Source organism: Nocardia sp. NPDC055050 (genome assembly GCF_053608345.1).
Genome location: NZ_JBSGVG010000017.1, coordinates 47,377 through 67,312, shown reverse-complemented (window position 1 = coordinate 67,312; position 19,936 = coordinate 47,377). Strand labels below are relative to the sequence as shown.

15 protein-coding genes are annotated in these 19,936 nt (G+C 69.5%); 11 read left to right on the top strand and 4 right to left on the bottom strand.

Going from position 1 to position 19,936, the window contains the following annotated elements:
- Window positions 1-9 precede the first annotated feature (9 nt).
- The gene (locus ACWGCN_RS19345) at window positions 10-1,110 is read right to left on the bottom strand and encodes an ATP-binding protein (RefSeq protein WP_378632496.1); all 1,101 of its coding nucleotides are present in this window, start codon (window positions 1,108-1,110) and stop codon (window positions 10-12) included.
- Window positions 1,107-4,148 carry a DUF5691 domain-containing protein gene (locus ACWGCN_RS19340; RefSeq protein WP_452457703.1) on the bottom strand — a complete coding sequence of 1,014 codons (3,042 nt, stop codon included), beginning with the start codon at window positions 4,146-4,148 and terminating at the stop codon, window positions 1,107-1,109. The genes ACWGCN_RS19345 and ACWGCN_RS19340 overlap by 4 nt, the downstream gene beginning before the upstream one ends.
- 402 nt (window positions 4,149-4,550) lie before the next feature.
- On the opposite strand from ACWGCN_RS19340, the gene ACWGCN_RS19335 reads away from it, so the two are divergent.
- From ACWGCN_RS19335 to ACWGCN_RS19320, 4 genes are all read left to right on the top strand, one after another.
- Window positions 4,551-7,064 (top strand): AAA family ATPase, encoded by a 2,514-nt coding sequence (locus ACWGCN_RS19335; RefSeq protein WP_452529066.1) that lies wholly within the window; start codon window positions 4,551-4,553, stop codon window positions 7,062-7,064.
- Window positions 7,065-7,149: 85 nt separating this feature from the next.
- Complete coding sequence (locus tag ACWGCN_RS19330) at window positions 7,150-7,575, top strand: hypothetical protein (protein WP_170112314.1); 426 nt, start codon at window positions 7,150-7,152, stop codon at window positions 7,573-7,575.
- Between the two features lie 65 nt (window positions 7,576-7,640).
- Window positions 7,641-8,030, top strand: coding sequence for a YchJ family protein (locus tag ACWGCN_RS19325; RefSeq protein ID WP_378993488.1), 390 nt, complete (start codon window positions 7,641-7,643; stop codon window positions 8,028-8,030).
- An 18-nt stretch (window positions 8,031-8,048) separates the two neighbouring features.
- Window positions 8,049-8,324 carry a SelT/SelW/SelH family protein gene (locus ACWGCN_RS19320; protein WP_378993489.1) on the top strand — a complete coding sequence of 92 codons (276 nt, stop codon included), beginning with the start codon at window positions 8,049-8,051 and terminating at the stop codon, window positions 8,322-8,324.
- Between the two features lie 20 nt (window positions 8,325-8,344).
- Here ACWGCN_RS19320 and ACWGCN_RS19315 read toward each other — a convergent pair whose 3' ends face one another.
- Window positions 8,345-8,566, bottom strand: coding sequence for an FmdB family zinc ribbon protein (locus ACWGCN_RS19315; protein WP_378916873.1), 222 nt, complete (start codon window positions 8,564-8,566; stop codon window positions 8,345-8,347).
- Window positions 8,567-8,671: 105 nt separating this feature from the next.
- On the opposite strand from ACWGCN_RS19315, the gene ACWGCN_RS19310 reads away from it, so the two are divergent.
- The 7 genes from ACWGCN_RS19310 to ACWGCN_RS19280 all read left to right on the top strand — a co-directional run bounded on the left by ACWGCN_RS19310 (window position 8,672) and on the right by ACWGCN_RS19280 (window position 19,560).
- A complete protein-coding gene (locus tag ACWGCN_RS19310; protein WP_452457705.1) occupies window positions 8,672-9,799 on the top strand; it encodes an ROK family protein in 1,128 nt (375 codons plus the stop codon).
- A gap of 172 nt (window positions 9,800-9,971) precedes the next feature.
- Entirely contained in the window at window positions 9,972-11,015 is a 1,044-nt protein-coding gene (locus ACWGCN_RS19305; protein ID WP_452457706.1) for an ABC transporter substrate-binding protein, read from the top strand.
- Window positions 11,012-11,863: an ABC transporter permease gene (locus tag ACWGCN_RS19300; protein WP_379311950.1), complete on the top strand. Its 852-nt coding sequence runs from the start codon at window positions 11,012-11,014 to the stop codon at window positions 11,861-11,863. The genes ACWGCN_RS19305 and ACWGCN_RS19300 overlap by 4 nt, the downstream gene beginning before the upstream one ends.
- Entirely contained in the window at window positions 11,860-12,579 is a 720-nt protein-coding gene (locus ACWGCN_RS19295; RefSeq protein WP_452457707.1) for an ABC transporter ATP-binding protein, read from the top strand. Before ACWGCN_RS19300 ends, ACWGCN_RS19295 begins: the two co-directional genes overlap by 4 nt.
- A gap of 12 nt (window positions 12,580-12,591) precedes the next feature.
- Window positions 12,592-13,935, top strand: a complete 1,344-nt coding sequence (locus ACWGCN_RS19290; RefSeq protein ID WP_378993498.1) for an LLM class flavin-dependent oxidoreductase — start codon at window positions 12,592-12,594, stop codon at window positions 13,933-13,935.
- Window positions 13,932-17,684 (top strand): ABC transporter ATP-binding protein, encoded by a 3,753-nt coding sequence (locus ACWGCN_RS19285; RefSeq protein WP_452457708.1) that lies wholly within the window; start codon window positions 13,932-13,934, stop codon window positions 17,682-17,684. The genes ACWGCN_RS19290 and ACWGCN_RS19285 overlap by 4 nt, the downstream gene beginning before the upstream one ends.
- Before the next feature lie 298 nt (window positions 17,685-17,982).
- Window positions 17,983-19,560: a carboxylesterase/lipase family protein gene (locus ACWGCN_RS19280; RefSeq protein ID WP_452457709.1), complete on the top strand. Its 1,578-nt coding sequence runs from the start codon at window positions 17,983-17,985 to the stop codon at window positions 19,558-19,560.
- Here the strand turns inward: ACWGCN_RS19280 and ACWGCN_RS19275 are convergent.
- Window positions 19,553-19,927 carry a winged helix-turn-helix transcriptional regulator gene (locus tag ACWGCN_RS19275; RefSeq protein ID WP_452457710.1) on the bottom strand — a complete coding sequence of 125 codons (375 nt, stop codon included), beginning with the start codon at window positions 19,925-19,927 and terminating at the stop codon, window positions 19,553-19,555. The two genes, ACWGCN_RS19280 and ACWGCN_RS19275, sit on opposite strands and share 8 nt — an antisense overlap.
- Window positions 19,928-19,936 lie beyond the last annotated feature (9 nt).

Sequence of the window (19,936 nt, the reverse complement as noted above, 5' to 3'; positions counted from 1 at the left end):
GGGCGGTTCTCAGCCGGCGATTTCGCGGCAGGCCCGGTAGAAGTCGGCCCAGTCGGGGCGTTCCCGGACCACGGCCTCGAGGTATTCGGTCCAGATCACGGTGTCGGCCACCGGGTCCTTGATCACCGAGCCGAGCACGGCGCCCGCGATGTCGGAGGCGCGCAGCACGCCGTCGCCGAAGTGGGCGGACAGGGCGAGGCCGTTGGTGATCACCGAGATCGCCTCGGCGGTGGACAGGGTGCCCGAGGGGGATTTGAGCTTGGTGCGGCCGTCGGCGGTGATGCCGGAGCGCAGTTCGCGGAAGACCCGCACCACGCGGCGGACTTCCTCGGCGGCGGCGGGAACGGTCGGCAATTCCAGTGCGGCGCCGAGCTGTTCGACGCGACGGCTGACGATGGCGACCTCGGAATCCTCGTCGGCGGGCAGCGGCAGCACCACGGTGTTGAAGCGGCGCCGCAGGGCCGAGGAGAGATCGTTGACGCCGCGGTCGCGATCGTTGGCGGTGGCGATGACGTTGAAACCCTTGGCCGCCTGTACTTCCCCACCGAGTTCGGGCACCGGCAGGGTCTTCTCGGACAGGATGGTGATCAGCGCGTCCTGCACATCGGAGGGGATGCGGGTGAGCTCCTCGATGCGTGCGATGGCGCCGGTGCGCATAGCGGTCATCACCGGTGACGCGACCAGAGCGGCGTCGCTCGGCCCCTCGGCGAGCAGGCGGGCGTAGTTCCAGCCGTAGCGGATCGCTTCTTCCGCCGTACCGGAGGTGCCCTGCACGAGCAGGGTCGACTCGCCGCTGATGGCGGCCGAAAGATGTTCGGAAACCCACGTTTTCGCGGTGCCGGGCACCCCGAGGAGCAGCAGGGCGCGGTCGGTGGCGAGGGTGGCGACCGCGACCTCCATCAGCCGGCGCGGGCCGACATATTTGGGTGTGATCACGGTGCCGTCGTCGAGGGTGCCGCCGAGAATGTAGGTGACCACGGCCCACGGCGACAGTTTCCAGGACGGCGGGCGCACGCGATCGTCGACGCGGTCCAGGGCGGCCAATTCGTCGGCGAAGGCCTGTTCGGCGTGGGGACGCAGCAGGGTGGTGGAGGGTTCGATGGTGGTCAACGCAGCTCCTCGAGCATGGTGGCACGATCGGTGAGATCGTGGGCGAGTCGGTGGAATGCCTGGTGCCAGGCGGGATCGTCGGTGGTGTCGGCGAGCGCGCTGACGCGCGTCGCGAGTTCGACAGGCAGGTGGACGCTCGCGGCCGTGAGCAGCGCCCGGTCGGTGTACACGCCCGCACTGGCGTGCGGCTGCCGCGCGGTGGTGCGGGCGCGCTCGCCGAGCAACCGCAGCACATGGTCGGCGACGGGTTGCGGCCACGGATGATCGAGGCCGGGGAGGATCGCGTGTAGTTCGTTGAGCTGGTGCGCGTCCAGGTCGAGCACGTGCTCGACCCGGTCGGCGGCATCGAGCAGCGTGAACAGTTCGCGACGCCGCAGCACCGCCTGCTCGGTCGGGGTCGCGTGGGCGAACAGCGCACGGGCCCACGCGGTGTCGTGCTGGGCGAGCGTGGCATCGACCCAGCCGTCCACGATCGCCTTGGCGTAGCGGGGCGGCAGCGACAGGGTCAACGCGGTGGTCGGGGTCTGCCCGCCGGGGGCCCGCACGATCGAGGACCATGCGGTGAGCGGAGTGGCGGCGATCGCCTGGTGCAGCGTCGTGATCGTCGAATCAGGGGTGTCCCAGCGCAATTTCGCTTGATCGGTCGCATCGGTGATGCCGTCGCGCCGGGCCTGCGTGTCGAGCTCCGCGGGTACCCGTACGTCTACCGTCCCGTCGTCCGCCACCCGGATCCACGACGCCACCAGCGCCGCCATCCGCCGCCCGAAAGCGGCATCCGGCAGCTTGTTCAACAGCGTCGTGGCGGTGCGCCGGACATCACCGCGCCGGTCGTCGAGGGCCCGCTCGAGCAGGGCTTCGTCGGCCGGACTCAGCCCCTCGGCGAGCAGCCCCAGCAGCTCCGCCTTCACCGGCCCCGACTCCTTCGGCCACGCAGCGGTCAACACGGTCAGCGCCGCGGCCGGATCGGCCCGGCGGGTACGCGCGAACCAGTCCTTTCGCTCGCCGGATGTGCCGAACAACCAGACATCGTGGACAGCGGGCGCGCCCGGCTCCGTACCGGAGCCCGAGTCGGCAGTGGTGCCGGAATCGGCATCGTGATCTGGGGACGTTGTCGGCCCGGCGCTCCGGGTCGTGCTCGCGTCCGTGTCGACCTGGATGTCGGCGACGCTCGCCGTCAGCTCCGGCCGGCTGTTGCGGGTTTTCCCCTCCGCCGACGATGTGGCAACGTCGGCAGGGAACTCGTCGACCAGTTTCGCCCATGCCGGGTTGCGCGCGGCGAGCCAGCGTCCGCGGCGGCCTGCCAGTCGCAGCAGTGGCGGACGCAGCGTGGTGTCGGAGGCCGCCGAGAGCGCCTGGACACACAGCACATCGGGCAGGCGGAAGTCGAATGGTGTTGCCGCAGTGAACCATTCGGTCAAGAACGGGGACTTGTCCGCGAGGAGGCGGCTGAGGCGGTCGGCGGCGGGGCGCGGCAGAAGCGGGCGCGGATCATCGACGGCGGGTTCGGGTTTCGCCGCGGTACGGGGGAGTTGTCCGCCGCGCAGATACAGATCTTGTAGCGCGGCGGTGTGGAGCAGCCGGGTGGCCGGTTCGCCCGCGTGCTGCGGAACGGCGGCGGCGACTGCGGAGTCGAGGTGGACACCGTCGGCGCTGCGCCGGGCGGTACCGAGCAGCGCCACCGAGACGAGTTCGGCCAGCGCGGGGGTCGGGGTGGTTTCGGTGGGGAATTCGTTTTCCAGGTCGCTCACCTCGCCTGCACACAACACCGAGATCGGGTCGAAGCCGTCGGCTCGCCACTCGCCGCACACCGTCACCGGGTGACCGCCCGCGACCGCGACCAGCCGCCACGGGCGCGCGCCCGCGGCCAGCGGTAGCGCGGTGCCGTCGGATGCGACGAGCTGCCATCCGGTCTCGTCGAGCACCGGCACGACATCGGTGAGCAGCGCGGGCCAGGAACGCAGCCACGGATCCGCACTCAACGCACCCGCGTAGGCGTCGAGCGCGTCGTCGATCGTGGCGCCGCCGACCGAGGGGACGGTGGTGAAGGGTTCGGGTGCGCCGTGGCGGGTGCCCCACTGCGCGCGCAGGGACACCGCGCCGGGGTAATAGTGCAGTTCGGCGTCCACCTCGTTGCCGGGTGCGGGCACCTCGCCGGTGAAATTCGGGGTGGCGAAGGAATGTTCGATGAGTAGGGCCCACCGTCCGCTACCGCGACCGCGCAGCCAGGTGCGGCGCGTGTGCAGTCGCTCCTCCTCGCTCGCCCGCATGCCGAGCACCAGCCAGCGATCCCGCACCGCGGGCTCGTTCAGCACCGACTCGGCCGACGTCGGGTAGCCGATATGGGTGCGGATCCCCGCCCGCAGCGGTTCGGGGAGGGCGTCGAGCCTGCGATGGGCCAGCACCAGCAGGTGCAGGCGGGCGTACTCGCGCAACAGCAGTTCGGGCCAGTGTTCGGTGGTGACGACCGCGGTGGGCAGCCTGCGCAGGGCCTCGGCGATGCGGGGCGCCTGGGCATCGACCATCCGGGCCGCGATCGCCTCGTACGCGGCGTACGAACGGTCGGTCTGGGCCAGCCCGGTTCGGATCTGGTCGGTGAGCCAGACCTCCAGTTCGGTGAGCCCGGCGGATACCCGCGCCCGTCGCTGCTCGACGGTGGCCTGCGACGGCGTGCTCGCGGCCTTGGCCTTCGCCGGCGCGGCGGCCTTCGCGGCCCGCCCGGCCAGCCACTCGGCCGCGAAGTCGGCGGGTGCCTGCTGGACGGGGGTCTGGCCACTCGACCACGTGAGCAACAGCGACAGCGTGTGCTTACACGGGAACTTGCGGCTGGGGCACGAGCACTTGTACGCGGGCCCGTCCAGGTCGACGATCGCCTGATACGGCTTGGCGCCGCTGCCCTGACACAGCCCCCACACCGCATTGCCCGCGGTGCCGGTCTCGCGCCAGCGACCGGCCAGCTTGCGTGCGGCAGCCAGTGAGCTCGCATCGGGCGCGAGCGCGCGGACCTGGTCCTCGGTCCACGGTGTGCGTTGCTCGGTCATCGGTTCCCCCGTTCTCGTGTTCGCCGAATATCTACCGCAACCCACCGACAACTGGCGGACCCGGCGGCGTAACGCTCGGAAAACACTGGTGCCGCGGCAAATTCGTGCTCCAGCTCTTGCCCTGGGTGGCGATCTCTGGCATTCTGACCTGTTCGGCACCGCCCGGACCGCCCGCGCTGCTCGACGCAGCGTAACGCGGGTGTGAACACCTCATCGAGCTGCCCGCCGGGGTGGGCGAGGGGTGGACATCGAGGGCCCGCCGTGGCGCCGCGATGGCCATTCCACTCCCGCGGGCAGATTCGCTGAGGGCCCTGCGCATCCCCTGGGCGAACATCCGGCGATCGGGTAGCGTTTCAACCAGGATCGCCGCGTTGCGCGCCGACGCGAAGGGGGATGTCGCAAGTGTGCTCGGATCGGATCGCCGAGGTGGTCGCGCGCGAGCTCGCCGCCGACCCGGCAGTGGAGGAACGGGTCGCCGATTGCGTGCTCGCCGCGCTCACAGCTGTCGACGGTGACTCGGCCGCAACGGATTCCGGTGATACCGGGGTCTTTCTGCGGTCGATCACCGTGCAGGGTTTCCGGGGAATCGGTCCCGCGGCGACGCTGCGGTTGAATCCGGGGCCCGGCCTGACCCTGGTGGTCGGTCGCAACGGCAGCGGGAAATCGAGTTTCGCCGAGGCCGCGGAATTCGCGTTGACCGGCGGGAATCGCCGCTGGGACGGTCGCTCGACCACCTGGCGCGAGGGATGGCGCAACCTGCACGAACCCGAGACCGCCCGGATCGACGTCGAGCTGCTCACGGCGGGCGACGACCCCGCACTCTCGGTCGCGACCAGCTGGGACCCGAGTGCGGACCTGGCCGACGCGCGGTGGACCGAGCGGCGTGGATCCGAACCGGCGGCCTCGGTCGACCCGCACGGACGGCGCAGGCGACTCGATCTGTACCGGCCGTTCCTGTCCTACAGCGAGCTCGGCGCGCTCGTCGACGGGAAGCCGAGCGACCTGTTCGACGCGCTGCATCGCCTGCTCGGCCTGGACGAGCTGGCCGCCGCGGCCGAACAGATCCGATTGCGCAAGCTGGAACTCGAACGCGCCGTGAAGGATTCGCGCCAGTCCCGCGCCGACCTGCTGGTCGAGCTGGCCGAGGCCGATGACGAACGGGCCCGTGCCGTGGCCGACCTGCTGCGCACGCCGGACCCCGATCTCGACGCGGTGGCGGGCGCGGTGGCCGGTTCGGTCCTCGGCATCGACGGGCCGGAGGGTTTGCGCGCGATCCTGCGTCTGTCGTTGCCCGATGTCGCGCGGGTTGCCGCCACGACCGATCGACTCGCCGAAGCGGCCCGGAATGTGGCGCGCCACGAGACCGTCGATACCGAAGCCGATCTGCGAGTGCTCGAATTGCTCACGCGGGCGCGCGCACACGTCTCGACGGCAGGTTCGTGCCCCTGCCCGGTCTGTGGACGCGACGAACTCGACGCCGACTGGCTCGCCGCCGCCGATACCGAAATCGCCTACCGCACTCGGGAACTCGCGGCCCTACAGGCGGCCACGGCGGAATTCGACACGGCTCTGACAGCGGCCCGCAACCTCCCCGCAGACCTGCCGATCGAGTTCGGTTCGGCAATCGCGGTCGGTGTCGGCGCAGTGAGTCTCTCGGGGCCGGCGTTCGATCCGGCGGGTCGCCGGGCGGATGCGCCGGCGCCGTACGCCACGTCGGACTCGTTGCGTAAACAGCGCGACATCGTCGGACAGCTCTGGTCGGAGTGGGCCGCGCTCGCGACGGCCGACTACGAAGGCCGGCTCCCGGACCGGCTGCGCACGATTCACGCCGACCTCACCGCGGAACTCGCTGCACTGCAACGGTATACGCGCACCGAACTGGACCGGCTGGACGCGGTGTGGTCGCCGTTGGTCCCGCGCGTTCTCGCGTGGCTCGACCCCGCCCGCGCCGTCGCCGACCACGCGAGCGAGCTGCGGGTGGTGAAGAAGGCGGCCGAGTGGCTCAAGGCGGCGACGGCGACGATCCGCGAGGAGCGGATGCGGCCGCTGGAGACCACGGCACGGTGGGTGTGGAGCACCCTGCGGCAGCAGAGCAATGTCGAGCTCGGGGCGATTCGGTTGCAGGGCAGCGCGGGCACAGCGCGGCGGGTGCTGCTCGATGTGACCGTCGACGAGGTGGACGGCGCGGCGCTCGGCGTGATGAGCCAGGGGGAGCTGCACGCGCTCGGACTGTCGCTGTTCCTGCCGCGAGCCACGGTGGCGCACAGCCCTTTCCGGTTCGTGATGATCGACGACCCGGTGCAGGCGATGGATCCCGCGAAGGTGGACGGGCTGGCCAGGGTGCTCGCCGAGGTGGCGGCCTCGCGGCAGGTGGTGGTGTTCACCCATGACGAGCGCCTCGCCGAGGCGGTGCGCCGCATGCAGCTCGACGCGACAGTGCTCGAGGTGCAGCGTCGCGAGCGGTCGATCGTCGAGGTCAGGGTGACCGGCGACCCGGTCCGCCGCTATCTCGACGATGCCCGATCCCTGCTGCGCACACCGCAACTCCCCCCGGCGATCGCCGATGAGCTCGTCGCTACCTGCTGCCGTTCGGCGATCGAAGCGGCCGGGCTGGCGAAAGCCCGCCAGGAACTCCTGGCGGTGGGCCTCGAGCACGGGGAAGTGGAGCGGCGCGTGCGCAACGCGCACACCACCCGTGCCATGATCACCCTCGCCATCATGGGTGTCGGCGCCCGCGTGGACGACCTGAACAAGCACCTGAGCGCGGTCGGCGGACGCTGGCTCGTCGGCGTCCTTCGCGATGCGACCGCGGGAGCGCACGTGCCGATCGATCGTCCGATGCGCGAGTTGATCAGTGACACGGAACGATTCATCACCTGGCTGCGGGCGCACGAGCCGGCGGCGGTGCGCCCATGAGTGGGCTCGCCGGAGACTCCGGTAGGCGTCTTCGCGGCCGACGAGAGGTGATGGCCGCGCGCTCCCGTGCCGGTACGGTGGGGTCGTGAATCGTCGCGGCAGGCCGGCTCGCGCGAAGTTCAGCCCACGGCCCTCGGTGGCGCAGCGGCTGGAAGCCGCCGAGAACCTGTTGGACGGGTCGGTATCGGACGCCGGCGGGGTGTGGTCGCGGGCGGTGGCCTGGATCCTGCGGTTGGCGCTCGAGCAGGCGGTGGACCAGCTGTGGGCGCAGGTGGCGCCGGAGCTGATGCGGTGTCCGATGCGGGCGCAGCTGCTCGCGTTGCGGGTGTACGCGGGGCCGGAGACCGCCGGTCAGGTCGGTGCGTTGTGGGCGGCGCTGTCGCGGGCGGCGCATCATCTCGACTACGAGATGGCGCCCAGTGTCACCGATCTGCGGCGTTGGCGGGATCAGACCGCGGAGCTGGCGCGGGCGTTGGAGCTCGCGCCCCTCGCGCACCAGCCGTTCGGGTGACCAGCGCCCAGCGGACCGAGCGGACCTGTGCGTGGCGTGGGGGTTGGGTCCGGCAGGATGACGGTATGGGTGAAGTGAGAGCGTGTCCGTGTCGTCGAGGTGAGTCGTTCGATGCCTGCTGTGGACCGATTCTGGCCGGGGAGAAGGCCGCGCCGACCGCGGAGACGCTGATGCGTTCGCGCTACACCGCCTACGTCGTCGGCGATGTGGACTACCTGCTGCGCTCGTGGCACCCCAGTACCCGCCCGGCCGAGCTCGACCTCGATCCGGACCAGCGATGGCTGTTCCTCGAAATCGTGGGCACGCAGCGTGGCGGGCCGTTCGACGACAACGGCACCGTGGAGTTCATCGCCCACTACACACTCGACGGCGCGCGGGACACGATGCACGAGCTGAGTACCTTCGTGCGGGTCGACAGGGCCTGGGTCTACCTCGACGGGACATTCCAGGCCTGATCAGGGGATACTGCTCGGGTGTCCCGTATCGCGATCGAATACTGCACCCAATGCCGCTGGCTGCTGCGCGCGAGCTGGATGGCGCAGGAACTGCTCACCACGTTCGCCACCGAACTCGGTGAGGTGGCGCTCGTGCCCGGTCAGGGCGGCATCTTCCGCATCACCCTCGACGGCGAACAACTCTGGGAACGCAAGGCGGACGGCGGTTTTCCCGATATCGCCGTCCTCAAGCAGCGCGTGCGCGACCGGATCGCACCCGATCGCGACCTCGGCCACGTCGACCGCCGCGACTGACGGCCGGCCAACCGGCGGGGTCAGCAGCAGCCGCCGCCACCGCAGCAGCCCCCACCCGCCGGACGTGGCGCGGGCGCGGGGGCGGGCGCCGAGCCGCGTCCCACCGCCGCGAAGGTGGTGAGCAGTTTGACGGTGTCGTCGTGGCCGACCGGGCACGTGGCCGGATCCGAGGACTGCGCCATCGGCCGGTTGACGTCGAACGTGTCGCCACAGGAGCGACACCGGAAGCTGTAGTTCGGCATCGGCCCAGTGTAAGGCCGATGCTTGCGATCACGCTGCGCTGAACGCTTCGTCGTGGCCGCTGCGCTCCGTACCGTGAGCGAACAGCGGTGATGGCGAGGTGGCGCATGGCGAACAGTAGCGCGGGGGCGGTATTGCGGGCGGTGCTCGACCTCGGGTCGGCACCGCGCAGCGTGGTGGCCAGACACGCCGGGGTTTCCCCGGCCACGGTCACCTGGCAGAGCCGGGCGCTGGTCGAGGCGGGACTGCTCGTCGAACTGCCGGAGTCACCCGGGCCGGGTGGCGTGGGCAGGCCACACAGTCCGATCGCGCTGGACGCGGGCGGCAATGTGGTGATCGCGGTGCACATCGCGGCGGTGCAGATCACCGTCGCGGTGGTCGACATCGCCGGTGCGGTGCTGCACAGCGAGCAGGTGCCCCATCGCACCCATGCCCCGTACGACATCCTCGACGCCGTGCTGGAGCGAGTGCGCGCGGTCGGGGCCGCCCTTGCCGACCAGGTGCGGATCCGCGGGCTCGGGGTGGCGATCGGCGGCCGTGTCGACACCGCCACCGGTTCGGTCGTCGAACACTCCTATCTGCGCTGGCGTGATGTGCCGGTGCGCGAATACCTGAGTGCCCGAACGGGTTTACCGGTCAGTGTGGACAGCCATACCCGCGCGACGGTGCACGCCGAGCAGCTCTACGGACGCCTGCGTGGCTCGGCGAGCTCGATCGTGCTGTTCGTCGGCAATGTCATCGACGCCGCCATCGCCGTGCACGGCCGCGTCCACTGCGGGCCACATTTCGGGGCGGGCTCGATCGCCCGATTGCTCGGCACGACCGACAGATTCGCGCTCGAGGCTCTGGGTGACCACGCGTTGCTGGCGCGTGCCGAAGCGGCCGGCCGGTACGACGGCTTCCCCGAACTGGTGGCGGCGGCCGCGGCGGGTGGCCCGGAACGCGAGTACTTCGTCGAGCGCGCCACGGTGATGGGCGAGGTCGCCGCGGCACTGATCGATCTGATCGACCCGGAAGCGCTGGTGCTGATCGACCGTGGCCTGATCACGGTTCCCGGCGTCCGCGAAGCCTACGACGACGCGGTGCGCGCCCACTCGACCATCGGCGCCGACCCGTCCGAGGTGATCTTCGCGTCGACGTTCCCCGGTCAGGTGCTGGTGATGGCGGCGGCCGGAGTGGTGTTGCAGGAGTTGTTCAGTGATCCCCTGAGCACGGTTGTCGCGCAGGCAGTTTGATTCGTGGTTATTTTAAGACAGTCGAATATTGACCGGAAGCGGCGTCACCCGCGACAGTTGACACTATGAACAAAATGCAGTCCGGCGTCGCCCGGGTTACGTCGGATGTGCTGTGTTGTCGCGGTTCGAATTCCGTCGCCGACAATTCTTCCATCAAATTCGGGAAATCACCTTGCGTAAAAATATTCGACGAATAGCACTTCTCGCCGCGGCGGCTTCGCTGCTCGCGGTCTCCTGCGCCACCGGCGACGAGGGCGGCGTCGCGCTGACGAATCCACTGCCCACCCAGGTCCCCGCCGGGGTCTCGCTCGCGGTCGCGGCCAATACCGCCAAAGTGGCGCTGACCGCGTCGGGAGAACTGAACAAGCTCGGGTTCACGGTGTCGTCGTGGCCCGCCGTGCAGGCCGGCCCCGATGTCATCCAGGCTTTCCGCGGTGGCTCGGTCGACCTGGCCACCAACGCGGGCATTCCGCCGATCCACGCGCACGCCAGCGGGCTCGACGCGAAGATCGTCGGTGTCAAGGTGCGCACGACCCCGCTGTACAAGCTGGCCACCGCCCCCGGATCGACCTTTACCAACCTCGATGGGCTGCGCGGGAAGAAGATCGGCTTCTCGCCGGGCCAGGCGCAGGGGTTGGTGGTGTTGCGCACGCTGAAGGCGGCGGGCATCCGCACCGACGAGGTGCAGCTCGTGGAGCTGCCGAGCACGAAGTTCCTCACTGCCCTGCAGGCCAAGGAAATCGATGTCGCCCCGTTCGGCGAACCGACTCTGACCAAATACCTCGACAAGTACCGCGTCGACGGCGCCACCGCGATCGACACTCCCGCCGTCGACGCGCTGACCGTGCTGTGGGCGCCGACCTCGGTGCTGCGTGACGACAGCAAAGCCGCTGCCGTCGCCGAATTCGTGAAATTCTGGGCACGCGGCGAAGTCTGGGCCTGGGAGCATCCCACGGAATGGATCGACGCGTACTACGTCAAAGATCAGTCGGTTTCGGCCGAGGACGGCAAACGCATTGTCGCCACGACGGAAAAGCCGTATTTCCCGGAGAATTGGAACGAGGCGATCACCTGGGAACAGGAGACGATCGATCTGGTGACCAAAGCCGGTTTCTTCGGTAATTCCTTCCCCGCCGGCGAACTGTTCGACCGCCGATTCGAGAAGATCGCGTTCGACGCGGTGCCGGCGCCGTATCGCACCAAGGGGCAGCAATGACCATCGCCCTGTCTCGCACCGCGATTCCGGTTTCCGCACCGTCCGGTGACGGATTCGTCGAGCGGCGCACGCTGCGCCGGCTCGGACTGCGCAAGGCCTTCCCCGCCGCCCGCCTGCTCGGTGTGGTCCTGGTGGTCGCGGCCTGGGCCGCGGGTTCACTGCTCGAACTGATCGACCCGCGCAAACTGTCAGCGCCGTGGACTGTCCTGGCGACCGGCTGGGAGTTGCTGGTCGACGGGCCACTGCTGGCCAACCTGGGGGTGTCGCTGCAACGGGTGCTGATCGGCATGGTCCTCGGCGTGCTCATCGGCACCACGCTCGCCGTGATCGCGGGACTTTCCCGGTGGGGTGAATCGCTCATCGACGGCCCGGTCCAGATCAAGCGGGCGATTCCCACCCTCGGCCTGATTCCGCTGATGATCCTGTGGCTCGGTATCGGCGAGGAATTCAAGCTCGTGCTCATCACCCTGGGCGTGGTCGTGCACATGTACATCCAGACCCACGCCTCACTCACCACGATCGACCAGAAGCTGGTGGAACTGTCGGAGGTGCAGGGCGTTTCACGCGCGGAGTTCATTCGCAGCGTGGTGCTGCCCGGATCGCTGCCCGGCTTCTTCCTCGGTCTGCGGATGTCGGTCACCAGTGCTTGGCTGGTGCTGATCGTGGTCGAGACGGTCAACGCCATCGACGGTCTCGGCAAGATGATGTCGAACGCGCAGAACTACGGGCAGGCCGATGTGATCCTGGTCGGCTTGGTCGTCTACGCCGTCTTCGGCCTGGCCTCGGATTCGGCGATCCGCCTGGTGGAACGGAGGGTGCTGTCGTGGCGACGCACTATCGCGGGGTGAGCGAGCCGAAGGTCGCGGGTGTCGAAGTGCGCTCGCTGACGCGAAGATTCGGCGATCGCACGGTGCTCGACTCGATCGACCTGACCATCGCGCCCGGTCAGTTCGTCGCCTTGCTCGGACGCAGCGGCTCCGGCAAGAGCACGTTGCTGCGGGCGCTCGCCGGGCTGGACTACGACGTCGACGGCGGCGGCACACTGCGCATCCCGGCGAAGACCTCGGTGGTGTTCCAGGATTCACGGCTGCTGCCCTGGCAGCGGGTGCTGCCGAACGTGCTCTACGGGCAGCCGCGCACGCGCCGCGCCGCCGGCGAGCAGGTCCTGGCCGAGGTCGGCCTGGCCGGTCGGGAACGCGCCTGGCCCAGAGAGCTCTCCGGTGGTGAGCAGCAACGAGTGTCGCTGGCCCGCTCCTTGGTCGGCGAACCGGATCTGCTGCTGGCCGACGAACCCTTCGGCGCGCTCGACGCGCTCACCCGGATCAAGATGCACGCTCTGCTGCGCGACCTGATCAGCCGGCATCGTCCGACCGTGCTGCTGGTCACCCACGATGTCGACGAGGCTGTCGCGCTGGCCGACCGGGTGATCGTGCTCGACGACGGAAAGCTCGCGGTGGACATTCCGGTCGACCTGCCCGGCGAGCGTGATCCGAGCCAGCCCGCGTTCCAGCGCATCCGCCGCACTCTGCTCACCGCACTCGGGCTTGCCGAGACCGCGGCCTGAAAGGCACCCATCATGTCGAAGAAACTGCACCTCAACGCTTTCCTGATGTCGGTCGGTCACCACGAGGCGGCCTGGCGGCTGCCGGAGAGCGATCCCCACGCGCACACCGACATCAACTACTACGTCCGGCTCGCCCAGACCGCCGAGCGCGGCAAGCTCGACTCGATCTTCTTCGCCGACAGCCCGGTACTGATGGGCGACCCCGGTCGTCGGCCGAGCGGCAAGCTGGAGCCGACCGTCATCCTGACCGCGGTCGCCGTGCAGACCAGCCGGATCGGCCTCATCGCCACGGCCTCCACCAGCTACAACGACCCCTACAACCTCGCCCGCCGGTTCGCCTCCGTGGACTGGGCGAGCAACGGCAGGGCAGGCTGGAACATCGTCACCACCGCCGGTGCCGACGCGGCCCGCAACTTCGGTCTCGACGACACCCCCGACCATCGGCTGCGCTACGAGAAGGCCGCCGAATTCGTCGACGTGGCAACGAAACTGTGGGACAGCTGGGACGACGACGCCATCCTGGCCGACAAGGAACTCGGCATCCACACCGATGCCTCGAAGGTGCGCAAGATCCTGCACCACGGCGAGCACTTCCGAGTGGACGGCCCGCTGAACCTGCCGCGTTCCCCGCAGGGATATCCGCTGCTGGTGCAGGCGGGATCATCGGAGGACGGCAAGGAGTTCGCCGCCCGCTACGCCGAAGCCGTGTTCACCGCGCAGCAGACGCTCGACGATGCCAAGGCCTTCTACACCGACCTCAAGGCCCGCACCGTCGCCGCGGGCCGCGACCCGGAGAGCATCAAGATCCTGCCCGGCATCGTCCCGATCATCGGCGACACCGAGGAGCAGGCCCGCGCACTCGACGAGGAACTGGCGCGGCTGATCTCGCCCGAATACGCGCGCAAGCAACTCGCCGAGCGGTTCAAGCTGCCCGTCGACGAGCTCGACCTCGACAGTGAGCTCCCCGAGGAGCTGCCCACCGAGGACGACATCGAGGGCGCCAAGAGCCGCTTCACCCTGATCGTGAATCTGGCTCGGCGCGAACGGCTCACGGTGCGCGAGCTGATCGCCCGGCTCGGTGGCGGACGCGGGCACCGCACCTTCGCGGGCACCGCGGTCCAGGTGGCCGACGCCATCGAGGACTGGTTCCGCCAGGGCGCCGCCGACGGCTTCAACATCATGCCCGCGGTACTGCCCTCGGGGCTCGAGCGCTTCGTCGACGAGGTGGTCCCGATCCTGCAGGAGCGCGGCCTGTTCCGCACCGAGTACACCGAGACCACGTTGCGCGGCCACTACGGTCTCGCGCGACCGGCGAACCAGTTCGACGACGCGGACGCGCTCGTGGCCGCCCGATGAGATCGGACTGGATCCGGTACCTGACCCGTCGCTGTCTCGAGCACCGGCGGCTGGTGATCGTCAGCTACACCGGTGCGCTGGCGGCGGCGCTGCTCACCGCGGCGCTGCCGCTGGTGGTGCGGCATGTGGTCGACACGCTCAGTGCCACCGCGGCGTCGGTGACGCCGTGGGTGGTGCTGTTGCTGGTGATCGGGGTGGCCAGGTTCGCGTCGTCGTACGCGCGCCGGGTGGCCTCCTCCGAGCTGTCGCTGGGGGTGCAACACGACCTGCGCCGCGACCTGTTCGCCGCGTTGCTGCGGCTCAACGGGCGCGAGCAGGCACAGTTGCGCACCGGGCAGGTGGTGAGCAGGGCGATCACCGATGTCACGTTGATCCAGATGTTCCTGCAGCTCATCCCGATGATCGCGGGCAATGTGGCGCTGCTGCTGGCGGTGCTGGTGCTGATGGCCGTGATGTCGCCTGCGCTCACCGTGATCGCGCTGGTCGTGCTGCCGGGGCTGTGGATCGTCACCCGGCGCAGCCAGCGTCAACTGTTCCCCGCGAACTGGGACGCGCAGGCGCGAGCCGCCGAAGTGGCGATGCAGGTCGAGGCCGCCGTGGCCGGTGTGCGGGTGGTGAAGGGTTTCGGGCAGGAGCAATACGAGCTGGATCAGCTGGGCGCGCGTGCGCGGGTGCTGTACCGGTCGCGGTTGCGGGTCGCCCGGATCACCAGCCGGTTCACCCCCGTCGTGCAGGCGGTGCCCGCGGCGGGGCAGGCGCTGATCCTGATCGTCGGCGGGTTGCTCGCGCTGCGCCAATCCATCACGCTCGGCACGTTTCTCGCGTTCATGACCTATCTGGGCGCTTTCGTGGGGCCGGTGCGGCAGTTCTCGATGCTGCTGACCGTGAGCCAGCAGGGCAAGGCGTCCCTCGACCGGGTGCGCGAGGTGATCGAAGCGCCGGACGACGCGGGCGCGGCGCCCGGCGCGACGGGGACGCCGGTCGCCGTCTCGAGCGGACTCGGCGCCACCGAGCCGCCGTTGATCGAATTCGACGCGGTCACTTTCGGTTTCGACGACACGATGATCCTGGACGGCGTCGACCTGCGGATCGGCTCGGGCGAGACCGTCGCCGTCGCGGGTGGTGCGGGCAGTGGCAAGTCGATCCTGGTGTCGTTGCTGCCCGCCCTGCTCGAGCCCGATTCCGGCGCGGTGCGTTTCGACGGGATCGACCTGCGAATGCTGCCCGACCCACGCGCGCAGGTGGCGATGGTCTTCGAGGACACGCACCTGATGGCCGATTCGATCCGGGCCAACGTCGCCTACGGCAGACCCGACGCGAGCGACGAACAGGTCTGGCACGCGCTGTATCTGGCCGCGGCCGACGAATTCGTCACCGCCCTGCCGCAGGGCATCGACACCACCATCGGTGAACGCGGACAACGGCTCTCGGGTGGTCAGCGCCAGCGCATCGCGCTCGCCCGGGCCCTGCTCACCGAGGCGCCGGTCCTGGTGCTCGACGACGCCACCTCCGCCATCGACGCCCAGGTGGAGGAACAGATCTACCGGCGAATCGGCGCCGAGCTGCGCAAGCGTACGACCATCGTCGTCGCGCACCGGGTCTCGACCCTGGCGCTCGCCGATCGGGTCGCGGTTCTCGACGGCGGTCGCGTCGCCGAACTGGGTACACTGCGCGAACTGCAGCAGTCCGGTGAGCTGTTCCGGGCACTGTTCACGCCGCCGGAAGTCGTCGGCATCGGCGTCGATCCGCATCGCGACAGCACGCGGGTCGCCACCGAAGAGCTCTGGGTGGCACCGGAAGTCGACTCCGACGACGACCGCACGATGGAACACCTGGCCAAGGCGTTCGCGCGGCGCTCGGCCGGCGCGCCCGCGGGTCCCGGCGGTGGCGCGGGCGGGGGCATGATGGCGAGCGCGCCACCCAGCGGCGATATCGTCGCCCTGCTCGACCGGCTGCCGCCGGTGTCCGGCGAACCCGAGGTCGACCCGTCGTTCTCCCACACCCCGGACACCGCGTTCTCCCTGCCGCGACTGCTTCGCCCGTTCACCTGGCCGCTGCTCGCCGGACTCGGTCTGGTCGGACTCGACGCCATCGCCCAGGTGCTGATCCCGTTCCTGGTGCGCTACGGCATCGATCACGGCGTCCTGGCCGGTGCGCGCGACGTGGTGATCGGCGCGGCCGCGCTGGCGATCGTGGTCGTGGTGGTGGACTGGGCGATCAGCGTCGCCCAGGTGCGCGTCACCGGGCGGGTCGGGGAGCGGCTGCTCTACGGTCTGAGGCTCAAGACCTTCGCCCACCTGCAACGGCTCGGCCTGCAGTATTACGAGCGCGAGCTCGGTGGCCGGATCATGACCAGGATGACCACCGACGTGGACGGGCTGTCGGCGTTTCTGCAGACCGGCCTGGCCACCGCGCTCACCAGCACGGTCACCATCGCGGGCGTGGTCGCCGCACTCCTGGTGATCGACGCCGAGCTGGCCGTGGTGGTCCTCGTGTTGCTGCCGGTGCTCGGTGTGGCGACCGTGGCCTTCCGGCGCGCGTCGATTCCCGCGTACAACCTGGCCAGGGAGCGGGTCAGCGCCGTCAACGCGTATCTGCAGGAGAACGTCGACAACATCACCGTCACCCAGGCGTTCCGCCGGGAGTCGGTGAACCAGAACGAGTTCGAGCGCCGGTCGTGGGCCTATCGCGACGCGCGGCTGCGTTCGCAGGTGCTGATGGCGGTGTTCTTCCCGTGCATCGAGCTGATGTCGGTGATCGCCACGGCCGCGGTGCTCGCGGTGGGCGTACACCAGGTGCGCGACGACGTGCTCACCGCGGGCACGCTCATCGCGTTCCTGCTCTACATCGAGTTGCTGTTCGCCCCGATCCAGCAGCTCTCGCAGGTGTTCGACAGCTATCAGCAGGCGGTGGTCGGCGTCGACCGCATCGGTGACCTGCTGCGCACCCCCGTCGACACCCCCGAGGCCGCCGATCCGCTCCCGGTGACCGGCCTGGACGGCGCGATCGAACTGCGCGCGGTGAGTTTCGGGTACTCGTCGCGGGCTCGCACGGTGCTCGACGGACTGGACCTGCGGATCGAGCCGGGCCAGAAGGTGGCCCTGGTGGGAGAGACCGGGGCGGGCAAATCGACGCTGGTCAAGCTGCTCGCCAGGTACTACGACCCGACCGAGGGAGCGGTTCTCGTCGACGGTGTCGACATCCGCCGGTTCCGGCTGCGCGACTTCCGCAAACGTCTCGGTGTCGTCCCGCAGGAGCCGTTCCTGTTCGGCGACACCGTGCGCGAGGCCATCGCCTACGGCAACCCCGATGCCGAGCCCGCCGAGATCGAGTGGGCCGCCCGCGCGGTCGGGGCGCACGAGATGATCGCGGCGCTCGAACACGGGTACTACCAGCCGATCGGCGCGCACGGGCGCAGTCTGTCGGCCGGGCAGCGGCAGCTGCTGGCATTGGCCAGGGCGCAGCTCATCGACCCGGACATCCTCATCCTGGACGAGGCCACCGCCTCGCTGGATCTGGCCACCGAGGCACGGGTGCGTGCCGCGGTCGACGTGCTGACCGCGGGCCGCACCACGATCGTCGTCGCGCATCGGCTCGCCACCGCCGCTGATGCCGATCTGATCGCGGTGGTCGGCGGGGGCAAGCTCGTGCAGATCGGCGCTCATGCCGAGCTGGTGGCCGTCGATGGACCGTATCGGCGCCTGTGGGCCGCCTATGTCGGTGACGAAGCCCAGCACATTTCCAGCTAATCGGCGAGAGGTCGGCCGCTGTCCGGTGGGGGAGATCCGGCTGGCGGCCGACCTCGGTCCACCCGGGAGTGGTGGGCAGGGGCGGCATCCGCCGCCGAACCCGCGTCACGACCGCCGGGTGCCGGCGCGGAACGGGACTTTCGCGTGTACCGCGGAGTAACTGTTACCTGCGGAAATGGCGCGTAGGGCACGCGTTCGGGCGGTATCCACGTACGCTCGTAGGAAGTCACCAGGTGCTGCGACCAGCGGGAGCAAATACACAGGCACCCGTGCGGTCGTGCCGGCTAGGAGGTGTGCGATGAGCATTCAGCCCGATTTCGACCCGGACACGCGGACCCGTGATGCCGACCCACTGGCAGAGACCGAGTACGGCACGGTCGGTGGAACCTGGGATGGACCGGTCGCCGTATGGCGCAGCATTCCCTACGCCGCCGCTCCCGCTGGGCCCGCTCGTTTCGCGAAACCCGAACCCCCGAAACCCTGGGACGGCGTGCGCGACTGCGTGGTGTTCGGCGATATCGCACCGCAGGCCATGGGTGCGATGGTGCCGGTGGATTCCGACCTGCAGATGGGCGAGGACTGTCTGTGGGTCAACGTCTGGTCACCGCGGCCTGAGCCCAGCGACGACGCACCGCGTCCGGTCATGGTCTGGGTGCACGGCGGCGCCTACTGCCTCGGCACCGCCGCCCAGACCATCTACGACGGACGCAAGCTGGCCGAGGCGGGCGACGTGGTGGTCGTCTCGGTGAACTACCGCATCGGGGTGTTCGGCTTCCTCGACCTGTCCTCGTTCGGTGAGCAGTTCACCGCGAACCTCGGCCTGCACGATCAGCTCGCCGCCCTCGCGTGGGTGCGAGACAATATCGCCGCCTTCGGTGGTGATCCGGGCAACGTGACCCTCTTCGGTGAGTCCTCGGGCGCGGGATGCGTCACCGCGCTGCTCACCTCGCCCGCCGCGGCCGGGCTGTTCCACAAGGCGATCGCCCAGAGTCCGCCCGCTACCACGGTTTTCGGGCAGGAACGGGCGGCGGTCGTCGGACAGCGCTATCTCGAGCTGCTCGAACTCGGGCCCGGCGAGGCGAATCGGTTGCTGGAATTGCCGATCGAACAGCTCGTCGAGATCGGGTCCGTGCTGCTGGACGAGGTGCCCATCAAGGAACCGGGCAGGCTCGCCGCGGCACCGGTCGTCGACGCGGACCTGTTGCCCGGCTATCCGATCGACCGATTCCAGCAGGGGCATTCGCATCGGGTGCCGTTGCTGATCGGCACCAATCGCGATGAGGCGTCGCTGTTTCGGGTGCTGCGCTCACCGATCATGCCGGTGACGCCCGACGCGGTGAACGCGATGCTGCGCGACGTCGCCGCCTCGCATCCGGAGATGTCGCCCGAGCGGATCGCCGAGATCACCTCCGCCTACCCTGACCTCACCAAAACCCGTGGCGCACTGGCGATGTCGACCGACGCGGCCTTCCGGATGCCCGCGGCCTGGGTCGCCGAGGGGCATGCCCAGCATTCGCCGACCTGGATGTACCGCTTCGACTACGCCACCCCGATGTTGAAGGCGGCCAGGGTGGGAGCCGGTCACGCCACCGAATTACCGTATGTCTTCGGCAATTTCGGCACCTTGAACCACGACCCCACCTTCTGGCTCGGTGGACGCAAGGCCTCGGTCGCGGTCTCGGGCCGCATGCAGCGTCGCTGGCTGGCCTTCGCCGAACACAGTGTCCCCGCCGCCATCGACGGCTCCAAACACTGGCCCCGCTACCGCCCCACCGCCCGCACCACCCTGCTGATCGACACCATCGACCGCATCGTGGACAACCCCGACGCCGACCTCCACACCGCCTGGGGCGACCACGCCGTCGGCTTCAGCTAGACCCGGCGCGAGCGCGTTCGATCTCGTTGATGTGGGTCTCGGTCCACTGCCGCAGGGCGGTGATCGGCTCGGCGAGGCTGCGACCCAGCGCGGTGAGCGCGTAGTCGACTTTGGGCGGAATCGTGGGATACACCGTGCGGGTGACGAATCCGTCGGCCTCGAGACTGCGCAACGTCTGGGTGAGCATCTTCTGGGAGACGCCCTCGATGCGCCGGCTGAGGTCGGTGTAGCGCTGCGTGCCGTCGAGGAGCGCGTCGATCACCAGGATCGTCCATTTGCCCGCGATGTGATCGAGCACCTGCCGGGTCGGGCACTTCGCCGAGTAGGCGTCGGCGGGCAGGCCCGAGGACTCCACGAAGGTTGTCATCGGGGGATA